The 22,379-nt window shown below is 58.6% G+C and carries 21 protein-coding genes; 12 read left to right on the top strand and 9 right to left on the bottom strand.

What is annotated here, in order from left to right; genetic code table 11:
• Positions 1-362: 362 nt before the first annotated feature.
• The 8 genes from AKL25_RS16805 to AKL25_RS16770 form a co-directional block, all read right to left on the bottom strand.
• On the bottom strand, positions 363-860 hold the full coding sequence (locus AKL25_RS16805; RefSeq protein ID WP_050478840.1) for a Csu type fimbrial protein: 498 nt from the start codon (positions 858-860) through the stop codon (positions 363-365).
• 373 nt (positions 861-1,233) lie between these two features.
• Positions 1,234-1,734, bottom strand: coding sequence for a Csu type fimbrial protein (locus AKL25_RS16800; protein WP_050478839.1), 501 nt, complete (start codon positions 1,732-1,734; stop codon positions 1,234-1,236).
• Between the two features lie 282 nt (positions 1,735-2,016).
• Positions 2,017-2,517 (bottom strand): Csu type fimbrial protein, encoded by a 501-nt coding sequence (locus AKL25_RS16795; RefSeq protein ID WP_050478838.1) that lies wholly within the window; start codon positions 2,515-2,517, stop codon positions 2,017-2,019.
• Between the two features lie 223 nt (positions 2,518-2,740).
• The gene (locus AKL25_RS16790) at positions 2,741-3,238 is read right to left on the bottom strand and encodes a Csu type fimbrial protein (RefSeq protein WP_050478837.1); all 498 of its coding nucleotides are present in this window, start codon (positions 3,236-3,238) and stop codon (positions 2,741-2,743) included.
• A gap of 217 nt (positions 3,239-3,455) precedes the next feature.
• Positions 3,456-3,938 carry a Csu type fimbrial protein gene (locus tag AKL25_RS16785; RefSeq protein ID WP_050478836.1) on the bottom strand — a complete coding sequence of 161 codons (483 nt, stop codon included), beginning with the start codon at positions 3,936-3,938 and terminating at the stop codon, positions 3,456-3,458.
• Positions 3,938-6,208: a fimbria/pilus outer membrane usher protein gene (locus AKL25_RS16780; protein WP_240475774.1), complete on the bottom strand. Its 2,271-nt coding sequence runs from the start codon at positions 6,206-6,208 to the stop codon at positions 3,938-3,940. Before AKL25_RS16780 ends, AKL25_RS16785 begins: the two co-directional genes overlap by 1 nt.
• A 23-nt stretch (positions 6,209-6,231) precedes the next feature.
• The gene (locus AKL25_RS16775) at positions 6,232-6,861 is read right to left on the bottom strand and encodes a fimbrial biogenesis chaperone (protein ID WP_276203016.1); all 630 of its coding nucleotides are present in this window, start codon (positions 6,859-6,861) and stop codon (positions 6,232-6,234) included.
• Positions 6,862-7,096: 235 nt separating this feature from the next.
• The gene (locus AKL25_RS16770; protein WP_050478834.1) at positions 7,097-7,534 is read right to left on the bottom strand and encodes a Csu type fimbrial protein; all 438 of its coding nucleotides are present in this window, start codon (positions 7,532-7,534) and stop codon (positions 7,097-7,099) included.
• Between the two features lie 124 nt (positions 7,535-7,658).
• On the opposite strand from AKL25_RS16770, the gene AKL25_RS24285 reads away from it, so the two are divergent.
• The 5 genes from AKL25_RS24285 to AKL25_RS16750 all read left to right on the top strand — a co-directional run bounded on the left by AKL25_RS24285 (position 7,659) and on the right by AKL25_RS16750 (position 12,701).
• Entirely contained in the window at positions 7,659-7,820 is a 162-nt protein-coding gene (locus AKL25_RS24285; protein WP_157050672.1) for a hypothetical protein, read from the top strand.
• Between the two features lie 286 nt (positions 7,821-8,106).
• Positions 8,107-9,879 carry a sensor histidine kinase gene (locus AKL25_RS16765; RefSeq protein WP_050478833.1) on the top strand — a complete coding sequence of 591 codons (1,773 nt, stop codon included), beginning with the start codon at positions 8,107-8,109 and terminating at the stop codon, positions 9,877-9,879.
• A 68-nt stretch (positions 9,880-9,947) separates the two neighbouring features.
• Positions 9,948-11,405, top strand: a complete 1,458-nt coding sequence (locus AKL25_RS16760) for a hybrid sensor histidine kinase/response regulator (protein ID WP_050478832.1) — start codon at positions 9,948-9,950, stop codon at positions 11,403-11,405.
• A 2-nt stretch (positions 11,406-11,407) separates the two neighbouring features.
• Positions 11,408-12,058 carry a response regulator gene (locus AKL25_RS16755; RefSeq protein WP_050478831.1) on the top strand — a complete coding sequence of 217 codons (651 nt, stop codon included), beginning with the start codon at positions 11,408-11,410 and terminating at the stop codon, positions 12,056-12,058.
• A 211-nt stretch (positions 12,059-12,269) separates the two neighbouring features.
• Positions 12,270-12,701 carry a response regulator gene (locus tag AKL25_RS16750; RefSeq protein WP_205627266.1) on the top strand — a complete coding sequence of 144 codons (432 nt, stop codon included), beginning with the start codon at positions 12,270-12,272 and terminating at the stop codon, positions 12,699-12,701.
• Positions 12,702-12,776: 75 nt separating this feature from the next.
• Here the strand turns inward: AKL25_RS16750 and AKL25_RS16745 are convergent, their stop codons facing one another.
• Positions 12,777-13,433: a Crp/Fnr family transcriptional regulator gene (locus AKL25_RS16745; protein WP_205627265.1), complete on the bottom strand. Its 657-nt coding sequence runs from the start codon at positions 13,431-13,433 to the stop codon at positions 12,777-12,779.
• Positions 13,434-13,743: 310 nt separating this feature from the next.
• Between AKL25_RS16745 and AKL25_RS16740 the strand changes: the two genes are divergently transcribed.
• The 7 genes from AKL25_RS16740 (at position 13,744) to AKL25_RS16710 (ending at position 22,368) form a co-directional block, all read left to right on the top strand.
• Positions 13,744-15,717, top strand: a complete 1,974-nt coding sequence (locus tag AKL25_RS16740; protein WP_050478828.1) for an AMP-dependent synthetase/ligase — start codon at positions 13,744-13,746, stop codon at positions 15,715-15,717.
• A gap of 15 nt (positions 15,718-15,732) precedes the next feature.
• The gene (locus tag AKL25_RS16735; RefSeq protein ID WP_050478860.1) at positions 15,733-16,596 is read left to right on the top strand and encodes an ABC transporter ATP-binding protein; all 864 of its coding nucleotides are present in this window, start codon (positions 15,733-15,735) and stop codon (positions 16,594-16,596) included.
• 30 nt (positions 16,597-16,626) lie between these two features.
• Entirely contained in the window at positions 16,627-17,541 is a 915-nt protein-coding gene (locus AKL25_RS16730; RefSeq protein WP_050478827.1) for a branched-chain amino acid ABC transporter permease, read from the top strand.
• 85 nt (positions 17,542-17,626) lie between these two features.
• Positions 17,627-18,703, top strand: coding sequence for a branched-chain amino acid ABC transporter permease (locus AKL25_RS16725; RefSeq protein WP_050478826.1), 1,077 nt, complete (start codon positions 17,627-17,629; stop codon positions 18,701-18,703).
• A gap of 90 nt (positions 18,704-18,793) precedes the next feature.
• A complete protein-coding gene (locus tag AKL25_RS16720; RefSeq protein ID WP_050478825.1) occupies positions 18,794-20,113 on the top strand; it encodes an ABC transporter substrate-binding protein in 1,320 nt (439 codons plus the stop codon).
• A 117-nt stretch (positions 20,114-20,230) separates the two neighbouring features.
• Positions 20,231-21,034 (top strand): ABC transporter ATP-binding protein, encoded by an 804-nt coding sequence (locus AKL25_RS16715; RefSeq protein ID WP_050478824.1) that lies wholly within the window; start codon positions 20,231-20,233, stop codon positions 21,032-21,034.
• A gap of 80 nt (positions 21,035-21,114) precedes the next feature.
• The gene (locus AKL25_RS16710) at positions 21,115-22,368 is read left to right on the top strand and encodes a phenylacetate--CoA ligase family protein (RefSeq protein ID WP_050478823.1); all 1,254 of its coding nucleotides are present in this window, start codon (positions 21,115-21,117) and stop codon (positions 22,366-22,368) included.
• Positions 22,369-22,379: the final 11 nt, after the last annotated feature.

Genomic DNA, 22,379 nt, shown 5'->3' with positions numbered 1-22,379 from the left:
AGGTTTTTTTATTTGTATTCCATTTCATGCCCATCGGGCATGCCTCTCCAATTCCAATCGAAGTAAAACGAAACGAAACAAAATCCTGCATGGCAGTAATGCCGTTCAGTTAAGCCTGCTTCTCTGAAGCAGTCGTCCCAGCGAACGCTGGGACCCAGTGTCGTGAAGACGGTCAATACGCCGTTGGGTCCTGACTTTCGTCAGGACGACAGTCATGGTGAATTGCAATTTTTAAGCTGAACAGAACGGCATTACTGCATGGCAGGCTTTTTTGTGTACCGACAGATGGCGAATGCCGGAGCGGAGTGTGCTGCCAAGACAGGAGGCAAGGATAAATCCCGTTGCGCTTCACTTGGCAGAACTCAGTAAGTCAGGGTGACCGTCACTGTGTCCGTATAGACGCCGGCCAATGGCGTCTGACCGCTGGCGATGCGGCCATAGACCGTCAGGTTTTGCACCAGGCCGTTGCCGGTGCCAGCTTGCGTATCGGTGCCGATGGTCGAACCCCAGTTGTTGGTGCGGCCGGAATCGCGATACAGCGCGTAGTTCAGGTTGCCGCCTAGGGATCCGCTCAGTTTGCGCACGCTGGTGGTGGCGCCGGTGCCGGCGCCTGCATCGAGGCCGATGGTGTAGGAAGTGCCGTTGGTGCAGAGTACCGCGACGTTGCCGGTCTGGTCGACCTGCGAGCTGGTGTAGTTGCCGAAGGCGATGGTCGAACCGACCACGGTGCAGGAAGCCAGGACGGTGGCTGTGACGACCAGCGAGCCGGTTGCCGTCGAAGCAAGTACCGGGGCGCTGGAAGCCAGCATGGCGGCAGCGAGGGTAGCGCAGATGACACGATTTTTATTGGATGCAAACATGGCAGTTTCCCCTTTAGTCAGCCTGGCTTCTCACACCATTGCGAGAATTTAGAATTCGCCGGGCACAACTGCACTTTATATTTTCAACATACTCGCAAGTATCGGGAGATTCCTGAATATGCAGCATGAAGCGTGAGGAAATTCCCTAGTTGCGAAAAGGCGTCGTGGAGATGTTGCAAAACGCTTTCGCTGTGTGCATGTCGGAGATCGCACCAAGAGCTGCGTCGGCGCTGCTCGACAGGTGCCGCAGTCGCTTCGCCGCGTGAGATCAACGCCTCGCAATGAATGAAGAAAGCCTGCTGCGATGTACTCAGGCTCGCAAGCAGGCTTCTTGTTTTGCCTGCATGCCTGAGGCGTGCAGGCAGGCGAAAAATCAATAAGTCAGGGTAACGGTCACTGTGTCGGTATAGACGCCGGCCAATGGAGTCTGCGCACTGGCGATGCGGCCGTAGACGGTCAGGTTTTGCACCAGGCCGTTGCCTGTGCCAGCTTGTGTGTCCGTACCGATGGTCGAACCCCAGTTGTTGGTGTGGCCGGAATCGCGATACAGGGCGTAGTTCAGTGTGCCGCCCAGTGAGCCGGTCAGCTTGCGCACGCTGGTGGTGGCGCCGGTGCCGGCGCCGGCATCGAGGCCGATAGTGTAAGACGTGCCGTTGGTGCAGACCACGGCGATGTTGCCGGTTTGATCGACTTGCGAGCTGGTGTAGTTGCCGAAGGCGATGGTCGAGCCGACCACGGTGCAGGAGGCCAGGACGGTAGCGGTATTGATCAGCGAACCTGTTGCTGTGGAGGAGGCAAAAACCGGAGCGCTGGAAACCAGCAGGATAGCGGCGGTGGCGGCACTGACAACACGATTTTTCTTGGATGCGAACATGGCGATTTCTCCTTGGTTACCGTTTCTTTCCTCGTCCCATTACGAGGATTTCGAATTCGGTGGGCACAGGTGAACTTTATATTTTTGAAGCACGCGCCAAAATCAGGAGATTCCTGAACGTGATGATATTTGCTTAAGGAATTTCCCTAGGGGAGAAAAGAATGAGACATCCCCGCCGCCGACCAAGGGTTGCGAGGCAGCGGAAGAAGGCATGAAGAAGGCCGGAAGTCGGACCCGGCTGCAGATGGCGCGTGATGGCCTGCCAGCGTGCCACTATGTTGATCAATAAGTCAGCGTAATGGTGACCGTGTCGGTATAGACGCCCGTTTGCGGTGTTTGCCCGCTCAGGATTCGTCCGTAGACCGTCAGGTTTTGCACGACGCCGTTGCCGTTGCCGGATTGGGTGTCGGTGCCGATAGTTGACCCCCAGTTGCTGGTGCGTGCGGAGTCTTTATACAGGGAGTAGTTCAGCGTGCCGCCCAGGGAGCCGGTCAGCTTGCGCAAGGCGGTCGTGGCGCCGCTGCCGGCGCCTGCATCCAGCCCGATGGAGTACGAAATGCCATTGGTGCAAACCACCGCGATCGAGCCGGTCTGGTCTACTTGTGCGGACGTATAGTTGCCGAAGGCAATCGCCGAGCCGACAATCGTGCACGTTGCCAGTACGGCGGCCGATGTGTTCACGCCGGCGGTACCGTTGGCTTGCGCGGCCACGGGCGTTCCCGCCACGGCAATGGCAATGGCCGCGGCGACGCAACAGGTGCGGTGTTTCTGTACGGCTGACATCGTTCTCTCCTTAGTCCGTCGCTGCGATTTGGTGTTATGAACAGCATGCATGCAGTGGCGGACACAAGCGAACTTCTGGTGAACCTGAGGCGATACTCAACAACTACTCAAGCAGCGGGAAAAAGAATCCTGAGGGCATGTCGCCATGGTTTCTCGGTCCGCAAAAACCGGCATCGTCCAGCCGCCGCCTACGCGTAGGCGTTTGTCGATACCGGGGGAAATTTTAGTAAGTCAGGGTAACGGTCACTGTGTCCGTATAGACGCCGGCCAGCGGAGTCTGGCTAGCGGCGATACGGCCGTAGACGGTCAGGTTTTGCAGCAGGCCGGTGCCGGTGCCGGCTTGTGTGTCGGTGCCGATGGTCGAACCCCAGTTATTGGTGCGGCCGGAATCGCGATACAGCGCGTAGTTCAGTGTGCCGCCCAGCGAGCCGGTCAGCTTGCGCACGCTGGTGGTGGCGCCGGTGCCGGCGCCTGCATCCAGGCCGATGGTGTAGGAAGTGCCGTTGGTGCAGAGCACGGCGAGGTTGCCTGTTTGATCGACTTGCGAGCTGGTGTAGTTGCCGAAGGCGATGGTCGAGCCGACTACAGTGCAGGAGGCCAGCACAGTCGCGGTGACGACCAGCGAGCCGGTCGCTGTCGCTGCGAAAACCGGTGCGCCGGAAACCAGCATGGCGGCAGCGAGGGTGGCGCAGATAACACGATTTTTCTTGATGGTGAACATGGCAATCTCTCCTGGATTCGGCGGTTCGGGTTCTTGTCCCATTACAAGAATTTCGAATTCGCCGGGTACAGGTGAACTTTATGTTTTCAGCACCTTTTGCTGAATCAGGGGAATCCTGACACAGGGTCTTATTGCATCAGGAAATTCCCTAAATGTTACAAAAATACGTAATTTCTGTTGCGTGGGTGATTGCCGAAGACTGCGCAAAGCAGCTTTCCTAGTACGTTACGAGTATCGTCAGCGTATCCGTATAAGCGCCGGCGTAGACATTCTGCAGCGCCGTGATGCGTCCGTAAGCCGTGAAATTGGTCGTCACGGGCACCAGCACCGCAAGCAGATAGCCGCCGATGTTGAAGCTGCTGCCGCCGGTGCCGTCACCCCATACGGTGGTGCGCGTGGGATCCATGTAGATTTGATAGTTCAGTTGCGAGCCGGAAGTAATCATCTTGCGGGCGCTGATGTTGCCGCTGGAGCCGCCGTTGAGTTTGACCGTGAAGGCAACCAGCAAGGAGACAGCCGCCTGGCAGACGACCGTGACGGTGCCGGTGATTTCGCTTGGGAGCGCGCTTTTAGGGTCATAGATGCCGAACGCAACGGGCACCGACGAGGCGGTGCAGGCCTGCGCCTGCGCATTGCCGATACTGCAGAAGCAGGCAAGGAGCAGGACCGAGGCCCGAAGCAGGACGCTTAAGTTTTTCATCAGTGACATTCCAATGTGTTGCTGCTCATGCCGCCGTCCAGCGTGCGGTCAGGGATCAGCACTGCCTGGCAGGTCGCGCCGGAAGGCATGACGATGTCGAGCGTGTTGACGGGGCCAAGCTCGGACAGATACGCCGCACCGTCATAGCCGACCGGCGCCTGCTGGCCGTTTTCCCGGATCTTGACGGAGGAGCCGACCGGCACATAGTCGCCGCCGGCCGTCTTGAGGATCAGGTTGACGTCGGAAGTCCGCTTGGTCTTGAAGTTGATGACGACGCCGGAACGATCGCGCGGTTTGACGTATTGCTCGTTCTGGTCCATCTGCAGCGTCAGCGGGAGGTCCAGTACGTCGACCGATACCTTGTTGATGTCATAGGCGCGCAAGTCTGTCAGCAGCAGCCGGCCGCTGCTGTCGGTTTTGCCGGCATAGCGATTTTCCGTATAGATGCCGACATTCTTGGCGCCTTCGGTATTGACGACCGCAAAGCTGTCGTCCACCCAGTTCGACATGAACAGGGAGTTGTCCATCCACGCCACCGCGCCGCGCACGCCTGCGCGCTGGCTGGTGACGTTGTTGCTTTGCGCCACGGTATAGCTGGCGCGGCCCTTGGTGCCCTTGTAGTCGACTTCGCCGTAACGCTGCTGATAAGAGCCCTCGGCAGTCTGCAGTTGCCAGCCGATGTCGCCGGGAGAGATCGTCGGGCGGCTGGCCTGCACGGAAGTCGTCTTCATGCCATTGTTGTTGTTCACGCTCACACCGCCGGCGCTGTTGTCGCCAAACGGCATGATCAGGCCGATCGATGCGCCGTAGCCGCCGTTGCGAAAATCGCGGAAGCCGGTCACATACATATTGGCGCCGCGCGACACCGATTTGAAATACGAGAGGGTCACGCTTTCGCTGTTGCTGATGCCGATATTGCCCGCGCCGGAAATGATGACCGGGCTTTTTACCATGGTATAGGCCAGGCTGACAGAGCCCAGCACACCCAGATTAAGACCGAGGGTTCCGATGGTGGAAGCGCGCGACGTCGGCGAACCTTCGATGGCGCCGATGTCGCGGTAATTGGGGCCGGATTGCGTGCGCATCAGCGACATGCTGAACAGGCTGGTGCTGCGTTCGAAACCCAGCGAAAATTGCTGGTCGGTGCCTGCATCCGACGTGCTGCCCGACACCGCGCCCGTCAGCACGCCCCAGTTCTTGACGTTGTAGACCAGGCCGCCGCCGGCCAGCGTCATGCCTTTCATCGCTTCGGCATGCGTTTCCAGCGTCAGCAATTTGGAAACGCCGTAGCGCGCGGTGCCGGCGATCGCGAATTCGCCGTAGCTATTGCTGCGCAAACCATAGTTGCGGCGCACGAAGCCGCTTTCGACGGTGAAAGAGGAGAGGTTTTCCGCCAGCAACTTGTCTGTCGCGTAAAACGGTATGGTGCGGAAAGTCTGGCGTCCCAGCTCATCGGTGACCGCCACCGCAATCTGGCCGGCGCCGGTGGCGATCGGCGCCTGGCGGATTTCGAACGGGCCCGGCGGCACCGGTTGCGACAACTGGCGCACGCCGTTGACGAACAGATCGACCGTGGAGGGCACCACCGCTTCGCCGCCCAGGCTCGGGGTCGGATACTTGATCAGATCGGGGCGCAGCGAAAAATCAGTGCCGAACTGCGCACCGCCAAAACGCACCGGCCGTGTCCAGGACAAACCGCTGGTGATGAAATCGCCCACCCGATAGCGGATCAGTTCGCGCGGGTTGGAGTAGGTGTAGGTAGTGTCCAGCCGGGCCGATTTGGCCGGGCTGCTGTCGAAGTAGGCCAGTCCGGTCGAACTGAAGACGCTGCTGCCGGAAAAATAACGGCCGTCAAAATAACCGCCGAGGCTGTGCACGCCTTCGCTGGTGGTGGCCAGCAAATCGTAGTTCAACAGGACGCCGCGCGAGTTTTCCGTCAGCGGCACGTTGTCGGCCGACTTGCCGGATGTAGCGATATCGGTGGTGTTCAGAAAAGTCATGGGCACTTCCATGTCAATTTTCAACGCCGTCTGATTCAGATCGATCTTGCTGGTTACGCCCGAGATCGGCACCAGCTCGTCGTCTTTGCCGGGCACCTTGATGCCCAGGCTGCGCAATTCTCCCGCGCTGGCGAACAAACCGTCCTGACGTTTGAAGAATTGCCCGACCAGGTCCGTCGGACGGCCGTTGATGGAGACTTCCAGCAACAAGGTTTCAGTGGAATTCTCGCCGGCGCCATACGCATAAACGCTGACGGTGAAAAGTAGCAAACCGATCCATGTTAAGGGTCTTCTCAAGGCGTCACGGTGAGCTCGGTGTCAATCGGGCCGGAATCCGAGTTCGCAGACATCTTCACCAGCGAACCAGCGGGCAGGGGCGGATCTACATCAAACGCATATTGTCTGGTCATGCCGGCGAGCGTGTAAGGATTGGCGCCTGCCGGCGGCGTGATCTTTTTGCCGTTGGGCAGCGTCAGCACCAGGTTGAGCAGGCGTCCGCGCCGGTTGCCGGTGTTGGCGACGGTCAGCTTGGCTGTCTTTCCCGCGCTCAGCGTCCAGCCCATCTTCAGGTTTGCCGTTGCATTCGGCGCGATGAAAATCGGCATGGAAATGCGGAATTTGAAATTGATCGCCGGGCCCGCGGCGGCAGTCGGGATCTCGTCGACCAGCAAGCGATAAGCAACCTCGTTGATTTCGGCGGGACGTCTGGAAACGATGCGGATGGTTTGCGATGCGCCAGGCGCCACAGTGAAAACCGGCGGACTGATGATCAGGGTCTGGGTCGGTTCGAGAACGTCCTGGCTGTCTTTTTGCGTCCAGTCGTAAGCGCGGATCTGCAGCGAGACGTCATGCGTATCGTTGTTGACGATCTTGACCACGCCGGCCGTTCTTGCTGACGACAATTCCAATACTACCGGGGATATTTCGAAGTTTGAGGCAAATGCTGTTTGGCAGAGTAGCCCGCAAGCTAAACTCAGGAAGAAAGAGAGACGTGCAAGGTAGCAAAAAATAATTTTCCCCCGTGAAAAAACGAAAGAATGCTCATTCAACTACGGCAAGTTGCTGGAAGAATTTGCGTGACTGTTAGTCACTATTAATTAAGCTGAAATGTTACTTTTGGTTATGAGCGTATCAGAAATGCACCAAAAGTAGAACGTATTAATACGAGAGTGTGATCCCTACAACATCGTTGTAGCTACCCGCTTTAACATTTTGGCCGCTTGGGATATACCCGTAGACAGGCAGATTTTGTTGGGTGCCGTTACCGATGTTGGTGACTGTGTCGGAACCGGAGGCGTTGCCCCAGTTCTTGCTGCGAGCAGGATCCTGATACAGGGCGTAGCTCAGCGTTGCGTTGGAATCGCCGACCAGTTTGCGGTCGGCAGCGGTGGCGCCGGGAGCGGTGCCGGCATCCAGGCTGACGGTATAGCTGGTGCCGCTGGAACAGGCCACGCCGACTTGCGCCGATTGTTGTACGGCAGAAGAATTGTAGGCGCCAAATGGCAAGGCGGCGCTTTGCACGCTACACGTCGAGGTGACGATAGCGGACACTGCCAGGTTTCCTGTCGATGTAGCAGCCTGACCCAGGCCGCTCATGCACAGTACTCCTGCCCCCAGTGCAAACGCGATTTTTTGCCTTGTTTTCATTTGAATAAAATGCCGTTTGGTAACGCCAGTTGTTTGAGGCTATTATAAAATAAATTCTAAGGAAAACCCTGACTTGACATCTGGATTGGCCATTTGGAAGAAAAAATGTCCGCAGAAGGCCACATTTAGTGTTGATTTGAAAACATTTAATGCTGTGGGGGAAATTTTCCTTCATGAAGAAATGCCAGAAAAACAAGCAGATTCGGCATCTTCCTCATCCGGCAGTGAAGAGTGATACGAAGTCGAATGGTGCAGGAAGACAGGGTGCCGATATTCATCCATGAGAAATGCTGCAGGCGCCACCGATTTCATGCATCAGGCAAAACAAGCTGCGCAGAGCGGGGCAAGCGATGGAAGTGTCGATACCCGTGTCGAACAACAAGAAAAACGGTTGCAGCGACCGGCAGCGCAGAACGAACATAACGAATAGAACAATCAGTTTTTGTACATGGATTTTCAGCGGGCGCAAAAATTTGCGTCCCCGACAAACTGTTTAAGCCTCATCGAAATTCATCGTTACGATGCCGATATTAAACAAGAGAAAATCATTCATCGCGAATACCGGCGTCTTCTTCTTTTTCGCCATGCTGTTGTCGATCGGGGTGACCGTCGTCGCCTATCGCAGCGTGCGCATTTTCGAAGCAAGGACGGTATGGGTCGAACATACGCATACGGTTTTGCAGCGTCTGGAAGAGACGCATTCGACGCTGCGCGATCTGGTTGCCAATGCGCGCGGCTACGCGCTCTCGGGGCATCATGACTACCTGCTCAGTTTCGAAGCGGACCGCACGGCCTTGTTTGAATTGCTTGACGGCTTGCGGGTCCTGCAAATCGACAATCAGGCACAGCTCGACAGACTGGCGCGCTTGAGCGCAGACATCGCCAAGCGGGTCGAGCTGGCGCGCACCTTGCTGGAAGTCGACAAGAATGCGCAGATCGATAACATCCATGCCCATGGACACGATCTGAGCGAAGACATCCGCAAGCAGTTCGTGCAGCTCAAGGAAGTGGAGAAGACCGTGCTGGCGCAGCGTTCCGTCGAGACGAAGAAGAGCATAGGCTGGACCGTCTTTGCCATTGTCAGCGGCAGCATCGTCAGTCTGGTGATCCTGCTGGCCGTCTATGTGCGATTGAGACGCGAGATGCAGATCCGGCAGGCGGCGCAGATGAAGGAACATATCTATGCCACGGAGCTTGCCGATCTCTATAACCACGCGCCTTGCGGCTATCACTCCATCGAAGGGGAGAACGGCTTGATCGTGCAGATGAACGATACCGAACTGGCGTGGCTTGGCTATGCCCGCGAGCAAGTGATCGGCAAGCTCAGGCAGGCCGATCTCCTGACGCCTGACAGCGCCGAACGCTACCGCTCGGAGATCTGGCCGCGCTTTCTGCGCGACAAATCCGTCAGCAATATCGACCTCGATTACCAGCGCGCCGACGGCACGCATTTCTCTGCATTGATGAGCGCCCGCATGGCGCAGCATCCGGAAACCGGCCACATGATCAGCCGCAGCGTGATTTACGACATTTCCGAACGCAAGCAAACCGAGCGCGAGATTGAAGCGCTTAACGCCAATCTCAAGCGGCATGCGCAGCATCTGAGCAATATCAATAAAGAACTGGAGAGTTTTTCCTACTCGGTCTCGCATGACTTGCGCGCACCGCTGAGGGCCATCTCGGGCTACGCCATGATGGTCGAAGAAGACTATGCAGACGCGCTGGATGAAAAAGGCCGGGAGCTGTTGCAAGTCATCGGCAGGAACGTCAAGAAGATGGATGCGCTGATCAACGACTTGCTGCGGCTGTCGAGGTCGAGCATGGGCGAGCTGAGCTTGGGAACGGTGTCCACGGAAGAGATCGTCGAACAATGCATCAAAGGACTGCGGCGCGAGTACGGCAACGTCGAATTCATCGTCGGGCCGCTGGATGGCGTGATCGCCAATCGCGGCATGCTTGTTCAGGTGTGGGAAAACCTTCTCGGCAACGCCGCCAAGTTCAGCAGCAAACAGGAGCAGCCGGTCGTCAGGGTCAGCGCCCGGGGTTCTCAGGATGAGGTGGTGTTCCAGGTGAGCGACAACGGCGTGGGGTTTGACATGCGCTATGTCCATAAACTTTTCGGCACGTTTCAGCGTCTGCACAAGCAGGAAGATTTTCCCGGCAGCGGCATCGGCCTGGCGCTGGTGCAGCGCATCGTGGTCCGGCACAACGGCCGCGTCTGGGCAGACAGCACGCCGGGCGAGGGCGCCAGTTTCTATTTTTCCCTGCCGAGAACACAGCCAGACTTTGCATGAATCGATCAGGAACGCCGCGATCAGCGATGGCGCCGCGTCCGTGAAGACTTTTTAGGAAAGCCGATTTTATGAGCATCCCACTCCGGGTTCTGTTTGTCGAAGACATGGAAGAAGACGCGATCCTGATGGTTCGCGAGCTCAAGCGCGGCGGTTTCGAGCCAACCTGGAAACGGGTCGATACCGAGCCCGACATGGAAGCGGCCATGCGCGACAAATGGGATATCGTCATCTCCGACTATTCGATGCCGATGTTCAGCGCGATGGATGCCTTGAGCCTCGTCAAGCGGCAGAACGACCAGATTCCCTTCATCATCGTCTCCGGCGCCATCGGCGAGCAAACCGCGGTGGAGGTGATGAAGGCGGGCGCGCAGGATTACTTCCTCAAGAGCAGCATTGCGCGTCTGCCGATCGCCGTCGAGCGCGAACTGCGCGATGCCCTGGTGCGGCGCAAGCAGCGCGCCAGTTCTGCCGCGTTGCGCGAGATGCAGGCGCGCTTCTACGCCTTCATGAACGCCGCGCCGATGCCGGCCTGGATCAAGGACGCCGAGCTGCGCTATCTGTATGTCAATCCGGCGCAGTCGGCGTTTTTCGGCATGACGCCCAGCGACATGATCGGCCTGAGCGACTTCGACCTGATGTCCAGCGGCGCGGCGCAAAACGCTCAGGAGCACGATCACACTGTGCTGGAAACCAAGCGCGAAATGCATACGCAGGAAACCGTCTTCGACGCCAACCACAATCCGAAGATCATGGACATGGTGCGCTTCCCGATCGGCAGCGACGGCAAAAGCCTGGCCGCCGGACTGGCGATGGACGTCACCGACCGCGTCAATTCGCAGAAGGAGCTGGAGCAGGCCATGGAGCGCCAGAAGATGCTGGCCAGCCGCGTGATCGAAGTGCAGGAGCGCGAACGCCAGCATCTGGCGCGCGGCTTGCACGACGATGTCGGCCAGTCGCTCACGGCGCTGAAGATCAATCTGGAAACCATCAAGAAGACCGGTTCGCTGGAAGGCCCGTCGCTGCAGAACGGCATCGATATCGTCGCTTCCGTGCTGTCGCAGGTGCGCAGCCTGTCGCTGGATCTGCGGCCGCCGCAGCTCGACAATCTGGGGCTGATCGCCACGCTGCGATCCTATGTTGAAAACAAGGCAAACCTGGCCAACGTGAAAGGCTGGTTCGAAAGCTCGCCGCTGTCGGTCGAACTGCACCACGATATCGAGAACACCTGCTTTCGCATCGTGCAGGAAGCGGTCACCAACATACTGCGCCACGCCAAGGCCGAGAACATCTGGGTCAAGGTCAGCCAGCGCCAGGACCAGCTGAACGTCAGCATCCGCGACGACGGCAAAGGTTTCGACATCGAGAAGGCGCGCAGCAACGCCATCTCGGGCACCAGTTTCGGCTTGCTGAATATGGAAGAACGCGCCGTGCTGGTGGGCGGCGCGATGGACATCGCCTCTGCGCCCGGAGAGGGCGTGGAGATCGTTTTGCAGTTACCCGTTACACCAGTCATGCGAAGGGGTTGAACATGTTGACACGAATTTTGCTGGCCGACGATCACGCACTGGTGCGCAGCGGCATTCGCTCGCTGCTGACGGCGATGCCCGGGATTGAGGTGGTGGGCGAGGCCGACGACGGCAATGCCGCCATCGAACTGACCGAAAAGCACAAGCCCGACGTCGTCGTGATGGACATCGCGATGAAAGGCATGAACGGCCTGGAAGCGGTACGGCGCCTGCGTGCCGATCATCCGACCATCAAGTTCCTGATGCTGTCGATGTATGGCAGCGAAGAATATGTGATGCAGGCGCTCAACGCCGGCGCCAACGGCTATCTGTTCAAGGACTCGGCGGCCTACGAGCTGGAGAAGGCGCTCATCGAAGTCATCCACGGCCGGCAATATCTCGATTCGCATATTTCCAAGGAGGCGCTTGATCTGTACATGAAGAAAGTCGCGCAGGACGGCACGCCGGTGGAAGTGTTGACGCCGCGCCAGCGTGAAATCCTGCAATTGATTGCGGAAGGCAACAATACCAAGGAAATCGCCTACCGCCTCAACGTCAGCGCCAAAACCATCGAGACGCACCGGGCCCAATTGATGGAGCGTCTGGAGATCCGGGACGTCCCCGGGCTGGTCCGTTACGCCATTCGCACGGGGCTGACGACGTCCGATAAATAAACCGTTTATGTCGGGAAAATCCTGATAGTTTTTGTTGTTCCTTATGCCATAATTAATTCGCCGACCTGATACTGCGGATGTAGTAAATGCAGATAAATTCAACGTCGATCAAGCCTGGCCACGAGTGTGCACGCGGGTGTTACATGTCCGCGATGCTGCATCGTGGTGCAGGAACTGATGATGTTAGTACCCGCAAGAAAGTGATCTGCATATGGAGCAAATGGATATCATGCTGGTGGACGACAGCCCGGAAGTCGCCGAGCTGACGCGTATTGCTCTGGAGACAAAAAAACTCTCCGACAAGATGACGTGGTTCAGCGATGCTGAAGAAGCTGCCGATTTTATGTTCGCCGATAACGGTTACGCCGATCGCAAGGATTTGCATCCGCGTCTGATACTTCTGGACTTGCATCTGCCGCTGATGAGCGGGCACGAGTTTCTCAAGATGCTCAAATCGAATGTTGCCACCGCGCACATTCCAGTGGTGATGTTCTCTTCCTCCGACGATCAGCGCGACATCGTGCAAAGCTACCAGCTCGGCGCCAACGGTTATCTGATGAAGTCCGCCGATCCGCGCGAGTTCATCGGTACGGTCGCCGATGCCGGCGTGTACTGGGTCACACGCAACAAGCCGGTACGCTGAACGCGGGATGGCAATGACGGCGCAATAAAAAACGCAGGCCCAGGCCTGCATTTTTTATTGGTGTGCCGCCTGGCTTCAGGAGGGAAACTGACGCAAGCCGTCCAGATCGAGGATGGTGATGCTGCCATAGTCGACTTTCAGCAGGCCGGCTTTTTCCAGCACCTGCAAGGCCTGGTTGGCGCGCTGGCGCGATGCGCCGGAAAGGTTGCCGACTTCTTCCTGGGAAATCTGCAGCTCCAGACCGATGCCGGGATTCAGATAGGGATTGAACAGTGCCGCCAGGCAGCGCGCCACGCGTGCATCGGGTTCGAGCATGCGATCGTATTCCACCAGCGAAATGAACAAGGCCAGCCGCTCGTTGAGTTGCGTCACGAGGAAGCGATTGAAGGGGATGCTGTTGTCGAGCAACCAGAGATAAGTTGCCTTCGGCATGTAGATCAGTTCGCTGTCGCGCAGCGCCACCACGTCATATTTACGCGGCTCGTCCTTGAGCAGCGAACCTTCTCCCAGCCAGCCGCCGTTTGCCATGCCCGCGAAAGAAACGGTCTTGCCCTCCGGCGAAACGCTGCTCATCTTCAGCAAGCCTTCATGCACGCCTATCCAATGCGTGACCGGATCGCCCTTGTGGCACACGAATGCGCCGGCGGAAAACTTGCGGCTGAATACTTCTGACTGAACGCGCGCCAATTGCTCGGCGGTCAGCGACCGTGCCCAGATGGTCTTGTCCAGCATGTCCTTAATCGATGTCTCTCTTGTCATTAGAATGAGTTCTATGATGCGCCGCAATATCAAAAGTTTGGCAATTGTTCTGCAATTGTCTGTGAGATGACAACCCTGCCACTCAACTCACACTACTATCATCGCACAAAAGCAGCGCAATACCGGCTTGCTTACGAGGGCAAACAGGCAGAAAAAGAGAGCGCGCCCCAGTAAGTGCGACGTAAGCATCCCGGTTCAGACTGACTTGACACTGACAGAGACCCAGAACGTTCCGCATAGACCGAAATCCGGCGGCAGGGCGTTTATAAATAAAGGTGGGACGATGGTGGAGACAACACAACGTCCAGGAGCGCAGACATTTCCGCAACTGCTCCTGATGCATGCCCAAGCACGCCCGGATCGCCCGGCATTCCGGGAAAAGGATCTCGGCATCTGGCAAACCACGACGTGGGCGCAGGTGGCCGACGAGGTGAGGGCGTTTGCCTGCGGCCTGGCCGCACTCGGCTTCAAACGCGGCATGAGCCTGGCGATCATCGGCAACAATTGTCCGCGCCTGTATTGGGCGATGTCGGCCACGCAATGCCTGGGCGGCATGCCGGTGCCCTTGTACCAGGATGCGCCGGCGGCCGACATGTCCTATGTGCTCAATGATGCCGAGATCGATTTCGTCGTCGCCGAAGACCAGGAGCAGGTCGACAAGGTCTTCGACATCAAACTGAATTTCTCCGAAGGCAGCGAACGTCCGACGCATATCATCTATGACGACGAGCGCGGCATGCGCAATTATCGCCAGCCTGAGCTGTCGTCGTTTGCCAGCGTGCAGGAACTGGGCCGCGCCTACGACAAGGCCAATCCATCGTTCTTCATGGATCAGGTCAATGCGCTGACGACCGACGACATCGCCATCATCCTGTACACCTCGGGGACCACTGGCAAACCTAAAGGCGTATGCCACTCGCACGCTGCGATGATCGCCACCGCGACCACGCTGGTGGAGTTCGATCAGTTGAACGATCGCGACGATGTGCTCTGTTATCTGCCGCTGGCCTGGGTGGGCGACTTTTTATACTCGTTCGCGCAGACCCACGTCGCCGGCTTCTGCCTCAATTGCCCGGAGTCGCCCAGCACCGTCATGACGGACTTGCGCGAGATCGGCCCGACCTATTATTTCGCGCCGCCGCGCATCTATGAAAACATTCTCACGCAAGTGATGATCCGCATCGAAGACGCCGGCTGGATCAAGCGCAAGCTGTTCCACGGTTTCATGAAGATCGCGCGCCGCGTCGGCATGCGCATTCTCGACAAGAAGCCGGATGTCTCGCTGAGCGACCGGCTGCTGTATGCGATCGGCCACCTGGTGATTTATGGTCCGCTGAAGAACGTGCTGGGCATGTCGCGCATTCGTGTGGCTTATACCGGCGGCGAAGCGATCGGCCCCGATCTGTTCGACTTCTATCGTTCGCTCGGCATCAACCTCAAGCAGTTGTACGGCATGACGGAAACCTGCGTGACGGTCTGCATGCAGCCGTCCGGCGACGTCAAGCTCGATACCGTGGGACGTCCGATGAAGGGCGTGGAAGTGCACATCGACGCCAACGGCGAAGTGCTGGTGCGCTCGCCGGGGCTGATGAAGTCTTACTTCAAGCGTCCCGATGCGACGGCTGAAGCGATCGACGAAAACGGTTACTTCCATACCGGCGACGCCGGCTTCTTCGACGCCGATGGCCATCTGAAAATCATCGATCGCGCCAAGGACGTCGGCAAGATGGCCTGCGGCACCATGTTCGCGCCCAAGTACATCGAGAACAAGCTGAAATTCTTCCCCTTCATCAAGGAAGCGGTCGTCTTCGGCAACCAGCGCGAGCAGTGCACTGCGTTCATCAATATCGACATGGACGCCGTCGGCAACTGGGCCGAGCGCCGCAACCTGGCCTATAGCGGCTACACCGATCTGGCGGCGCATGCCAGCGTGTATCAACTGATCGCCGAATGCGTCGAAAAGGTGAATGCCGATCTGGTGCAGGATCCATTGCTGGCCGACTCGCAGATTCACCGTTTCCTGATCCTGCACAAGGAGCTCGATCCGGACGACGATGAACTGACACGCACACGCAAAGTGCGACGCGGTTTCATCGCCGAGAAATACGGCGTGCTGATCGAAGCGCTCTATGCGGGCAAGCAATCGCAATACATCGAGACCCAGGTCAAATTCGAAGACGGCCGCCAGGGCATGATCGCGGCCGATCTGAAGATCGCCGACGTCAAGACGTTCGCCAACCTCAATCAAGCGGCATAGGCCTGCATGACCACCATGAAAAGACATATCACGGAAGAAGTGCAACCCATGCAGCAGGCGGAACCCGCGCGACAGGATGCACCGGCGGCGGATGAAGGCGGTCGCAAGATCGGCGAGGTCGTGCTGGACCTGCAGAATATTTCGCTGTCCTTCGGCGGCGTCAAGGCGCTGACCGACATCTCGTTCAATGTGCGCGAACATGAGATCCGCGCCATCATCGGCCCCAACGGCGCCGGCAAGAGCTCGATGATCAACGTCATCAACGGCGTCTACCATCCGCAAAAAGGCAGCATCATGTTCCGCGGCGAGCAGCGCCACAGCATGCATCCCAGCAAGGTGGCGCGCCAGGGCATTGCGCGCACCTTCCAGAACATTGCGCTGTTCAAGGGCATGACCGTGCTTGACAACATCATGACCGGACGCAACACCAAGATGCATTCCAGCTTTCTTGCCAATGCGATCTGGTGGGGCAAGGCGCGCAACGAAGAAATCCTGCATCGCCACAAAGTCGAAGAGGTGATCGACTTCCTCGAAATCCAGCACATCCGCAAGACGCCGGTGGGACGCCTGCCTTACGGCCTGCAAAAGCGCGTCGAACTGGCGCGCGCACTGGCGGCCGAGCCGAGCATGCTGCTGCTGGACGAGCCGATGGCCGGCATGAACGTGGAAGAGAAGCAGGACATGTGCCGCTTCATCCTCGACGTCAACGAACAGTTCGGCACCACCATCGTGCTGATCGAGCACGACATGGGCGTCGTGATGGATATCTCGGACCGCGTGGTCGTGCTCGACTACGGCAAGAAGATCGGCGATGGCACGCCGGACGAAGTGATGGCCAATCCGGAAGTGATCAAGGCCTATCTCGGCACATCACATTAATCCAGCGAACAGAACAAGCGGAGAACGCAGATGCAATTTTTCTTTGAAGTGACGCTCAGCGGTTTGCTGTCCGGCCTGATGTATTCGCTGGTGGCGCTGGGCTTCGTACTGATTTACAAGGCCTCGGGCGTATTCAATTTTGCCCAGGGCGCGATGGTGTATTTCGCTGCACTGGCCGTGGTCGGCCTGATGGACAAGGGCATGCCGATGTGGGCCGCCATCATCGGTTCGTTCGTGGTGATGATTCTGGTGGGGCTGGCGACCGAGCGCTTCGTCTTGCGCAAGCTGGTCAATCAGCCGCCGATCACGCTGTTCATGGCGACCATCGGACTGGCGTTTTTCCTGGAGGGACTGGGACCTTTGCTGTTCGGCAGCGAAGTGCGCGCCATCGATCTGGGCATCGTCGACGAACCCATCATGTCCATCATGGACAGTATCGGTATCGGCATCTCCAAGTTCGACTTGTTTGCGTCGGGCATGGTGATTGCGCTGGTGTCGCTGCTGGCCTTGTTCTTCCAGCGCACCAAGGTCGGCCGCGCGCTGCGCGCCGTCGCCGACGATCATCAGGCGGCGCTGTCGCTGGGCATTCCGCTGCAACATATCTGGGCGGTGGTGTGGGGCGTGGCCGGCTTTGTTGCGCTGGTGGCGGGCTTGCTGTGGGGTTCGCGCAATGGCGTGCAGTTCGCGCTGACCATGACGGCGCTGAAAGCGTTGCCGGTGCTGATTCTGGGCGGCTTCACATCGATCCCCGGCGCGATTGTCGGCGGCCTGATCATCGGCGCGTCAGAGAAGCTGGCCGAGATCTATATCCCACCGGTGTTGCAGGATCTGTTCGGCGGCAACTTCGGCGGCATCGAGGGATGGTTTCCTTATGTATTTGCCTTGCTGTTCCTGCTGGTGCGTCCGGAGGGATTGTTTGGCGAACGGCATATCGACCGGGTCTGAGCGGGCGTGACCGCAAGGGCTGCAGCAGAAAATAAAGGACGAAGCACATTGAGGCTTCGCCGCATGGAGACACAGGAGAAACACTATGCTTTATCGTGAGGCCGGGCAGTTCAAGACGTCGTATATCGCCGACAGTCAGATTTTCCCGATCCGGCAGGATCGCATCGGCATGGCGATACTGTTGGCGATTGCTTTCGTCGGCATTCCGTTGATCGGCAGCGAGTACTGGTTCTCGGCGATCCTGATTCCTTTTCTGGTGTTTGCGCTGGCGGCGCTGGGGCTGAATATCCTGACCGGCTACGCAGGTCAATTGTCGCTCGGCTCGGCGGCGTTCATGGCGGTGGGGGCTTATGCCGCCTACAACTTCCAGCTGCGCATTGAAGGCATTCCCATTGTGCTGTCCTTCATCCTGGCAGGCGGTTGCGCCGCGCTGGTGGGGATCGTGTTTGGACTGCCTTCGCTGCGGATCAAGGGCTTCTATCTGGCGGTGGCGACGCTGGCGGCGCAGTTCTTCGTGGTGTGGGCGCTGACCAAGTTTTCCTGGTTTTCCAATAACAGTTCTTCCGGCGTGATCAGCACGCAGAAGATCGATTTCTTCGGCATCGATATCAACTCGCCGGTGAAGAAATACCTGTTCGTGCTCGGCATCGTCTGCGTGATGGCGATGCTGGCCAAAAACCTGGTGCGCTCCTCGACCGGCCGCGCCTGGATGGCGGTGCGCGACATGGACGTGGCGGCGGAAGTGATCGGCATCCAGCTGATGCGCACCAAGCTGCTGGCGTTTGCGGTGAGTTCGTTTTTCTGCGGCGTGGCGGGCGCGCTGTATGCGTTCTGCTATCTCGGCTCGGTGGAGCCGGACGGCTTTTCGCTGGATCTGTCGTTCCGCATCCTGTTCATGATCATCATCGGCGGCGTGGGCAGCATACTCGGCGCTTTCCTCGGCTCGGCCTTCATCCTGCTGCTGCCGATCTTCCTCGACAACGTGCTGCCGCCGCTGGCGTCTTTCCTGCACCTGCCGTTCACCAATGCAACGGTGTCGCACATCCAGCTCATGCTGTTCGGCGGCCTGATCATTTTCTTCCTGATTGTTGAGCCGCACGGACTGGCGCGCCTGTGGCAGATCACCAAGGAGAAGTTGCGCCTGTGGCCGTTCCCGCACTAATGCATTACATGTTCTGCAGAAGTAAAACGATGCGCGCACAGAAATAAAAATGAGGCGCGCACATGGGTAAAACTACACAAGGAGACACGTATGAAAAATATCAAACAGCTGGTACTTGCCGCGACCGTCGCTGCAAGCTTGTTGGCTCCCGCGCTGCCGGCGATGGCGCAGGCCAACGATCAGTTCATCGCGATTCCGAGCTATCGGGTCGGCCCTTACGGCACCAACGGCCAGTCGTATTACGGCGGCTATGTCGACTATCTCAATTACGTCAATCTCAAGGACGGCGGCGTCAACGGCGTCAAGCTGTCGTGGGAAGAGTGCGAAACCGAGTACAACAACGCCAAGGGCGTGGAGTGCTACGAGCGCATGAAGAACAAGAACACGGTCACCAAGGGCACCGCCATCAATCCGATGGCGACCGGTATTTCCTACGCGCTGATCGACAAGAGCGCCGAGGACAAGGTGCCGCTGCTGATGATCGGCTATGGCCGCACCGATGCGGTGGACGGCTCGGTGTTCCCTTACGCCTTCCCGCTGGTGACGACTTATCAGATGCAGGTGTCGGCCATCGTCAAATACCTCACGACCAAGAACGGCGGTTCACTGAGCGGCAAGAAGATCGTGTTCCTGTATCACGATTCGGCCTACGGCAAGGAGCCTATCGTCGCGCTGGAAGCGGAAGCCAGCATCGGCAAGTTCAAGCTGGTCGAAATCCCTGTGGCGCATCCCGGCAACGAGCAGGGCGCGCAGTGGCTGAAGATCCGTCAGGAGAATCCGGACTACGTGATTTTCTGGGGCTGGGGCGTGATGAACCAGACCGCACTGAAGGCGGCGCAAAAGGTCGGTTATGCGCGCGACAAGATCATCGGTTCGTGGTGGGCCGGCTCTGAGGAAGACACCATTCCTGCGGGCGACGCCGCCAAGGGCTATCTGAGCGCGACCTGGAACGTGGCCGGCAAGGGCGTGCCGCTGATCGCCGACATCGAGAAGGTGGTCTACGGCGCCGGCAAGGGCAACCTGCAGGACAAGAACAAGATCGGTTCGGTGCTGTACAACCGCGGCGTCTCTGCCGCATTGGCGACGGTGGAAGCCGTGCGTACTGCGCAAGGCAAGTTCGGCAAGAAGGTCATGAGCGGCGAAGACGTGCGCTGGGGCCTGGAAAACCTGAACATCACCAACGCCCGTCTGCAACAACTGGGCGCCACCGGCCTGCTGCCTGAGATCAAGACTTCCTGCGACAACCACGAGGGTTCGGGCAAGGTCAAGATCCAGCAATGGGACGGCAGCAAATGGGTACTGGTGTCGGACTGGATCGAAGGCAACAAGAACCTGATCCACCCGCTGTTCAAGGCGTCGGCCGCCAAGTATGCAAAAGAAAAAGGTATTACCCCAGCCTGCATGAAATAAGTTCAGGCCTTGGCGTCGGCGTGTTGAAGTGTGTCGGGCGCGCCGACGCTTTTTTGAGCAGGATTGAGCGGCATTGAGCAAGCAGGTTCAAACAAAGCAGGACAAGCTGGAGCGAGCATGGGTACAGCACTGAATATCAACAACATCGAAGTCATCTACGACCACGTGATCCTGGTCCTCAAGGGCGTGTCGCTGGCGGTGCCGGAAGGCAAGATCGTGGCGCTGCTGGGCGCCAACGGCGCTGGCAAGAGCACTACGCTCAAGGCGATTTCCAACTTGCTGACGGCTGAGCGCGGCGACGTCACCAAGGGCAGCATCGAGTTCAGGGGCGAGCGCGTCGATCAATTGACGCCGAACGACCTGGTCAAGCGCGGCGTGATCCAGGTGATGGAAGGCCGGCATTGTTTCGGCCACCTGACCGTGGAAGAGAACCTGCTGACCGGCGCCTATACGCGCAACATCAGCAACAGCGAAGTGAAGCAGGAGCTGGAAAAAATCTACGATTACTTCCCGCGCCTGAAGGTGCGCCGCAAGTCGCAGTCCGGCTATACCTCCGGCGGCGAACAACAGATGACGGCGATCGGCCGCGCCATGATGGCCAAGCCGTCGATGATCCTGCTCGACGAGCCGTCGATGGGACTGGCGCCGCAGATCGTGGAAGAGATTTTCGAGATCGTCAAAGACCTTAACACCAAGGAAAACGTGTCCTTCCTGCTGGCGGAACAGAACACCATGGTGGCGCTGCGTTACGCCGACTTCGGTTACATCCTGGAAAACGGCCGCGTGGTGATGGAGGGCGCGGCCAACGATCTGGCCAGCAACGAAGACGTCAAGGAGTTTTATCTCGGCGTGTCGGCGGCGGGACGCAAGAACTTCCGCGACATGAAATTTTACCGGCGCCGCAAACGCTGGCTGGCCTGACACCGGCAGATCGATGTACGACCGGCGTCATTGGCATCCTCGCCGCATTTTTTTCTTCAGCCTACGCACACGGTACTTTCATGTCTGACACTCTTGATTCTCTGGAACAACGCGATCCGCAACAGCGCGAGAAAGCGCTCATGCAGGCTTTGCCGGATCTGATGGCGCGCGCACAAGGTGCGGAAGGCTGGAGTCGCATCCTCAAAGGCGTCAACGCCGGCGACATCCGCGACCGCGCTGCACTGGCGCAATTGCCGGTCACGCGCAAGTCGGACCTGAAGGATTTGCAGAGCGCCGCGCCGCCGTTCGGCGGACTCAACACCACGCCGCATCGCCAGTTGCGCCGCCTGTTCGTCTCGCCGGGACCGATCTTCGATCCGGAAGGGCATCAGCGCGACTGGTGGCGTTTCGAGCGGCCGATGCGCGCGCTGGGGCTGCGCGCCGGTCACATCATCCAGAACTGTTTTTCTTATCATTTCACGCCGGCGGCTTTCATGGCCGAGGGCGCGGCGGCCAAGATCGGCTGCGCGGTGATTCCGTCGGGCATCGGCCAGACCGAGTTGCAGGTGCAGACCATGGCGGCGCTCAGGCCGGATGCCTATGTCGGCACGCCGTCCTTCCTCAAGATCATCATCGAAAAAGCGCAGGAAATGGGCGTCGCCCTCGACAGCCTGCAACGCGCGCTGGTCAGCGCCGAAGCCTTGCCGCCATCGCTGCGCCACTGGTTTCACGAGCACGGCGTCCCCAACGTGCTGCAACTGTATGCGTCGGCCGATATCGGCAATATCGCCTACGAGTCGATCAGCGACGGCAAGGTCAATCCGGGCATGATCCTCGATGAAGAACTGATCCTGGAAATCGTGCGCCCCGGCACCGGCGATCCGGTGCAACCGGGCGAGGTCGGCGAAGTGGTGGTGACGTCCTTCAATCCCGACTATCCGCTGATCCGTTTTGGCACCGGCGATCTGTCGGCAGTGCTGGACGGCGTTTCTCCGTGTGGACGCACCAATACGCGCATCAAGGGCTGGATGGGGCGGGCGGACCAGACCACCAAGGTGCGCGGCATGTTCGTGCATCCGTCGCAGGTGGCCGAGATCACGCGCCGGCACGCGCTGATCCTGAAGGCGCGCCTGGTGGTCAGCGGTGAAATGGCCAACGACAGCATGACGCTGCATTGCGAAACCATGGACATGGACAGCGCGGTGGCGCAGGCGGCGGCGGTTGCCGACAGCGTGCGCGACATCACCAAATTGCGCGGAGAAGTGCTGTTTGCGGCGCCGGGGAGTTTGCCCAACGACGGCAAGGTCATTGAGGACGCGCGCAAGTACGAGTGAGGCCGATACGG

Origin of the sequence: Herbaspirillum rhizosphaerae (assembly GCF_001189965.1) — a bacterium.
GTDB lineage: Bacteria > Pseudomonadota > Gammaproteobacteria > Burkholderiales > Burkholderiaceae_D > Herbaspirillum > Herbaspirillum rhizosphaerae.
Note: the sequence above shows the minus strand (reverse complement) of the source record. Positions and strands in the feature narration are given on the sequence as shown.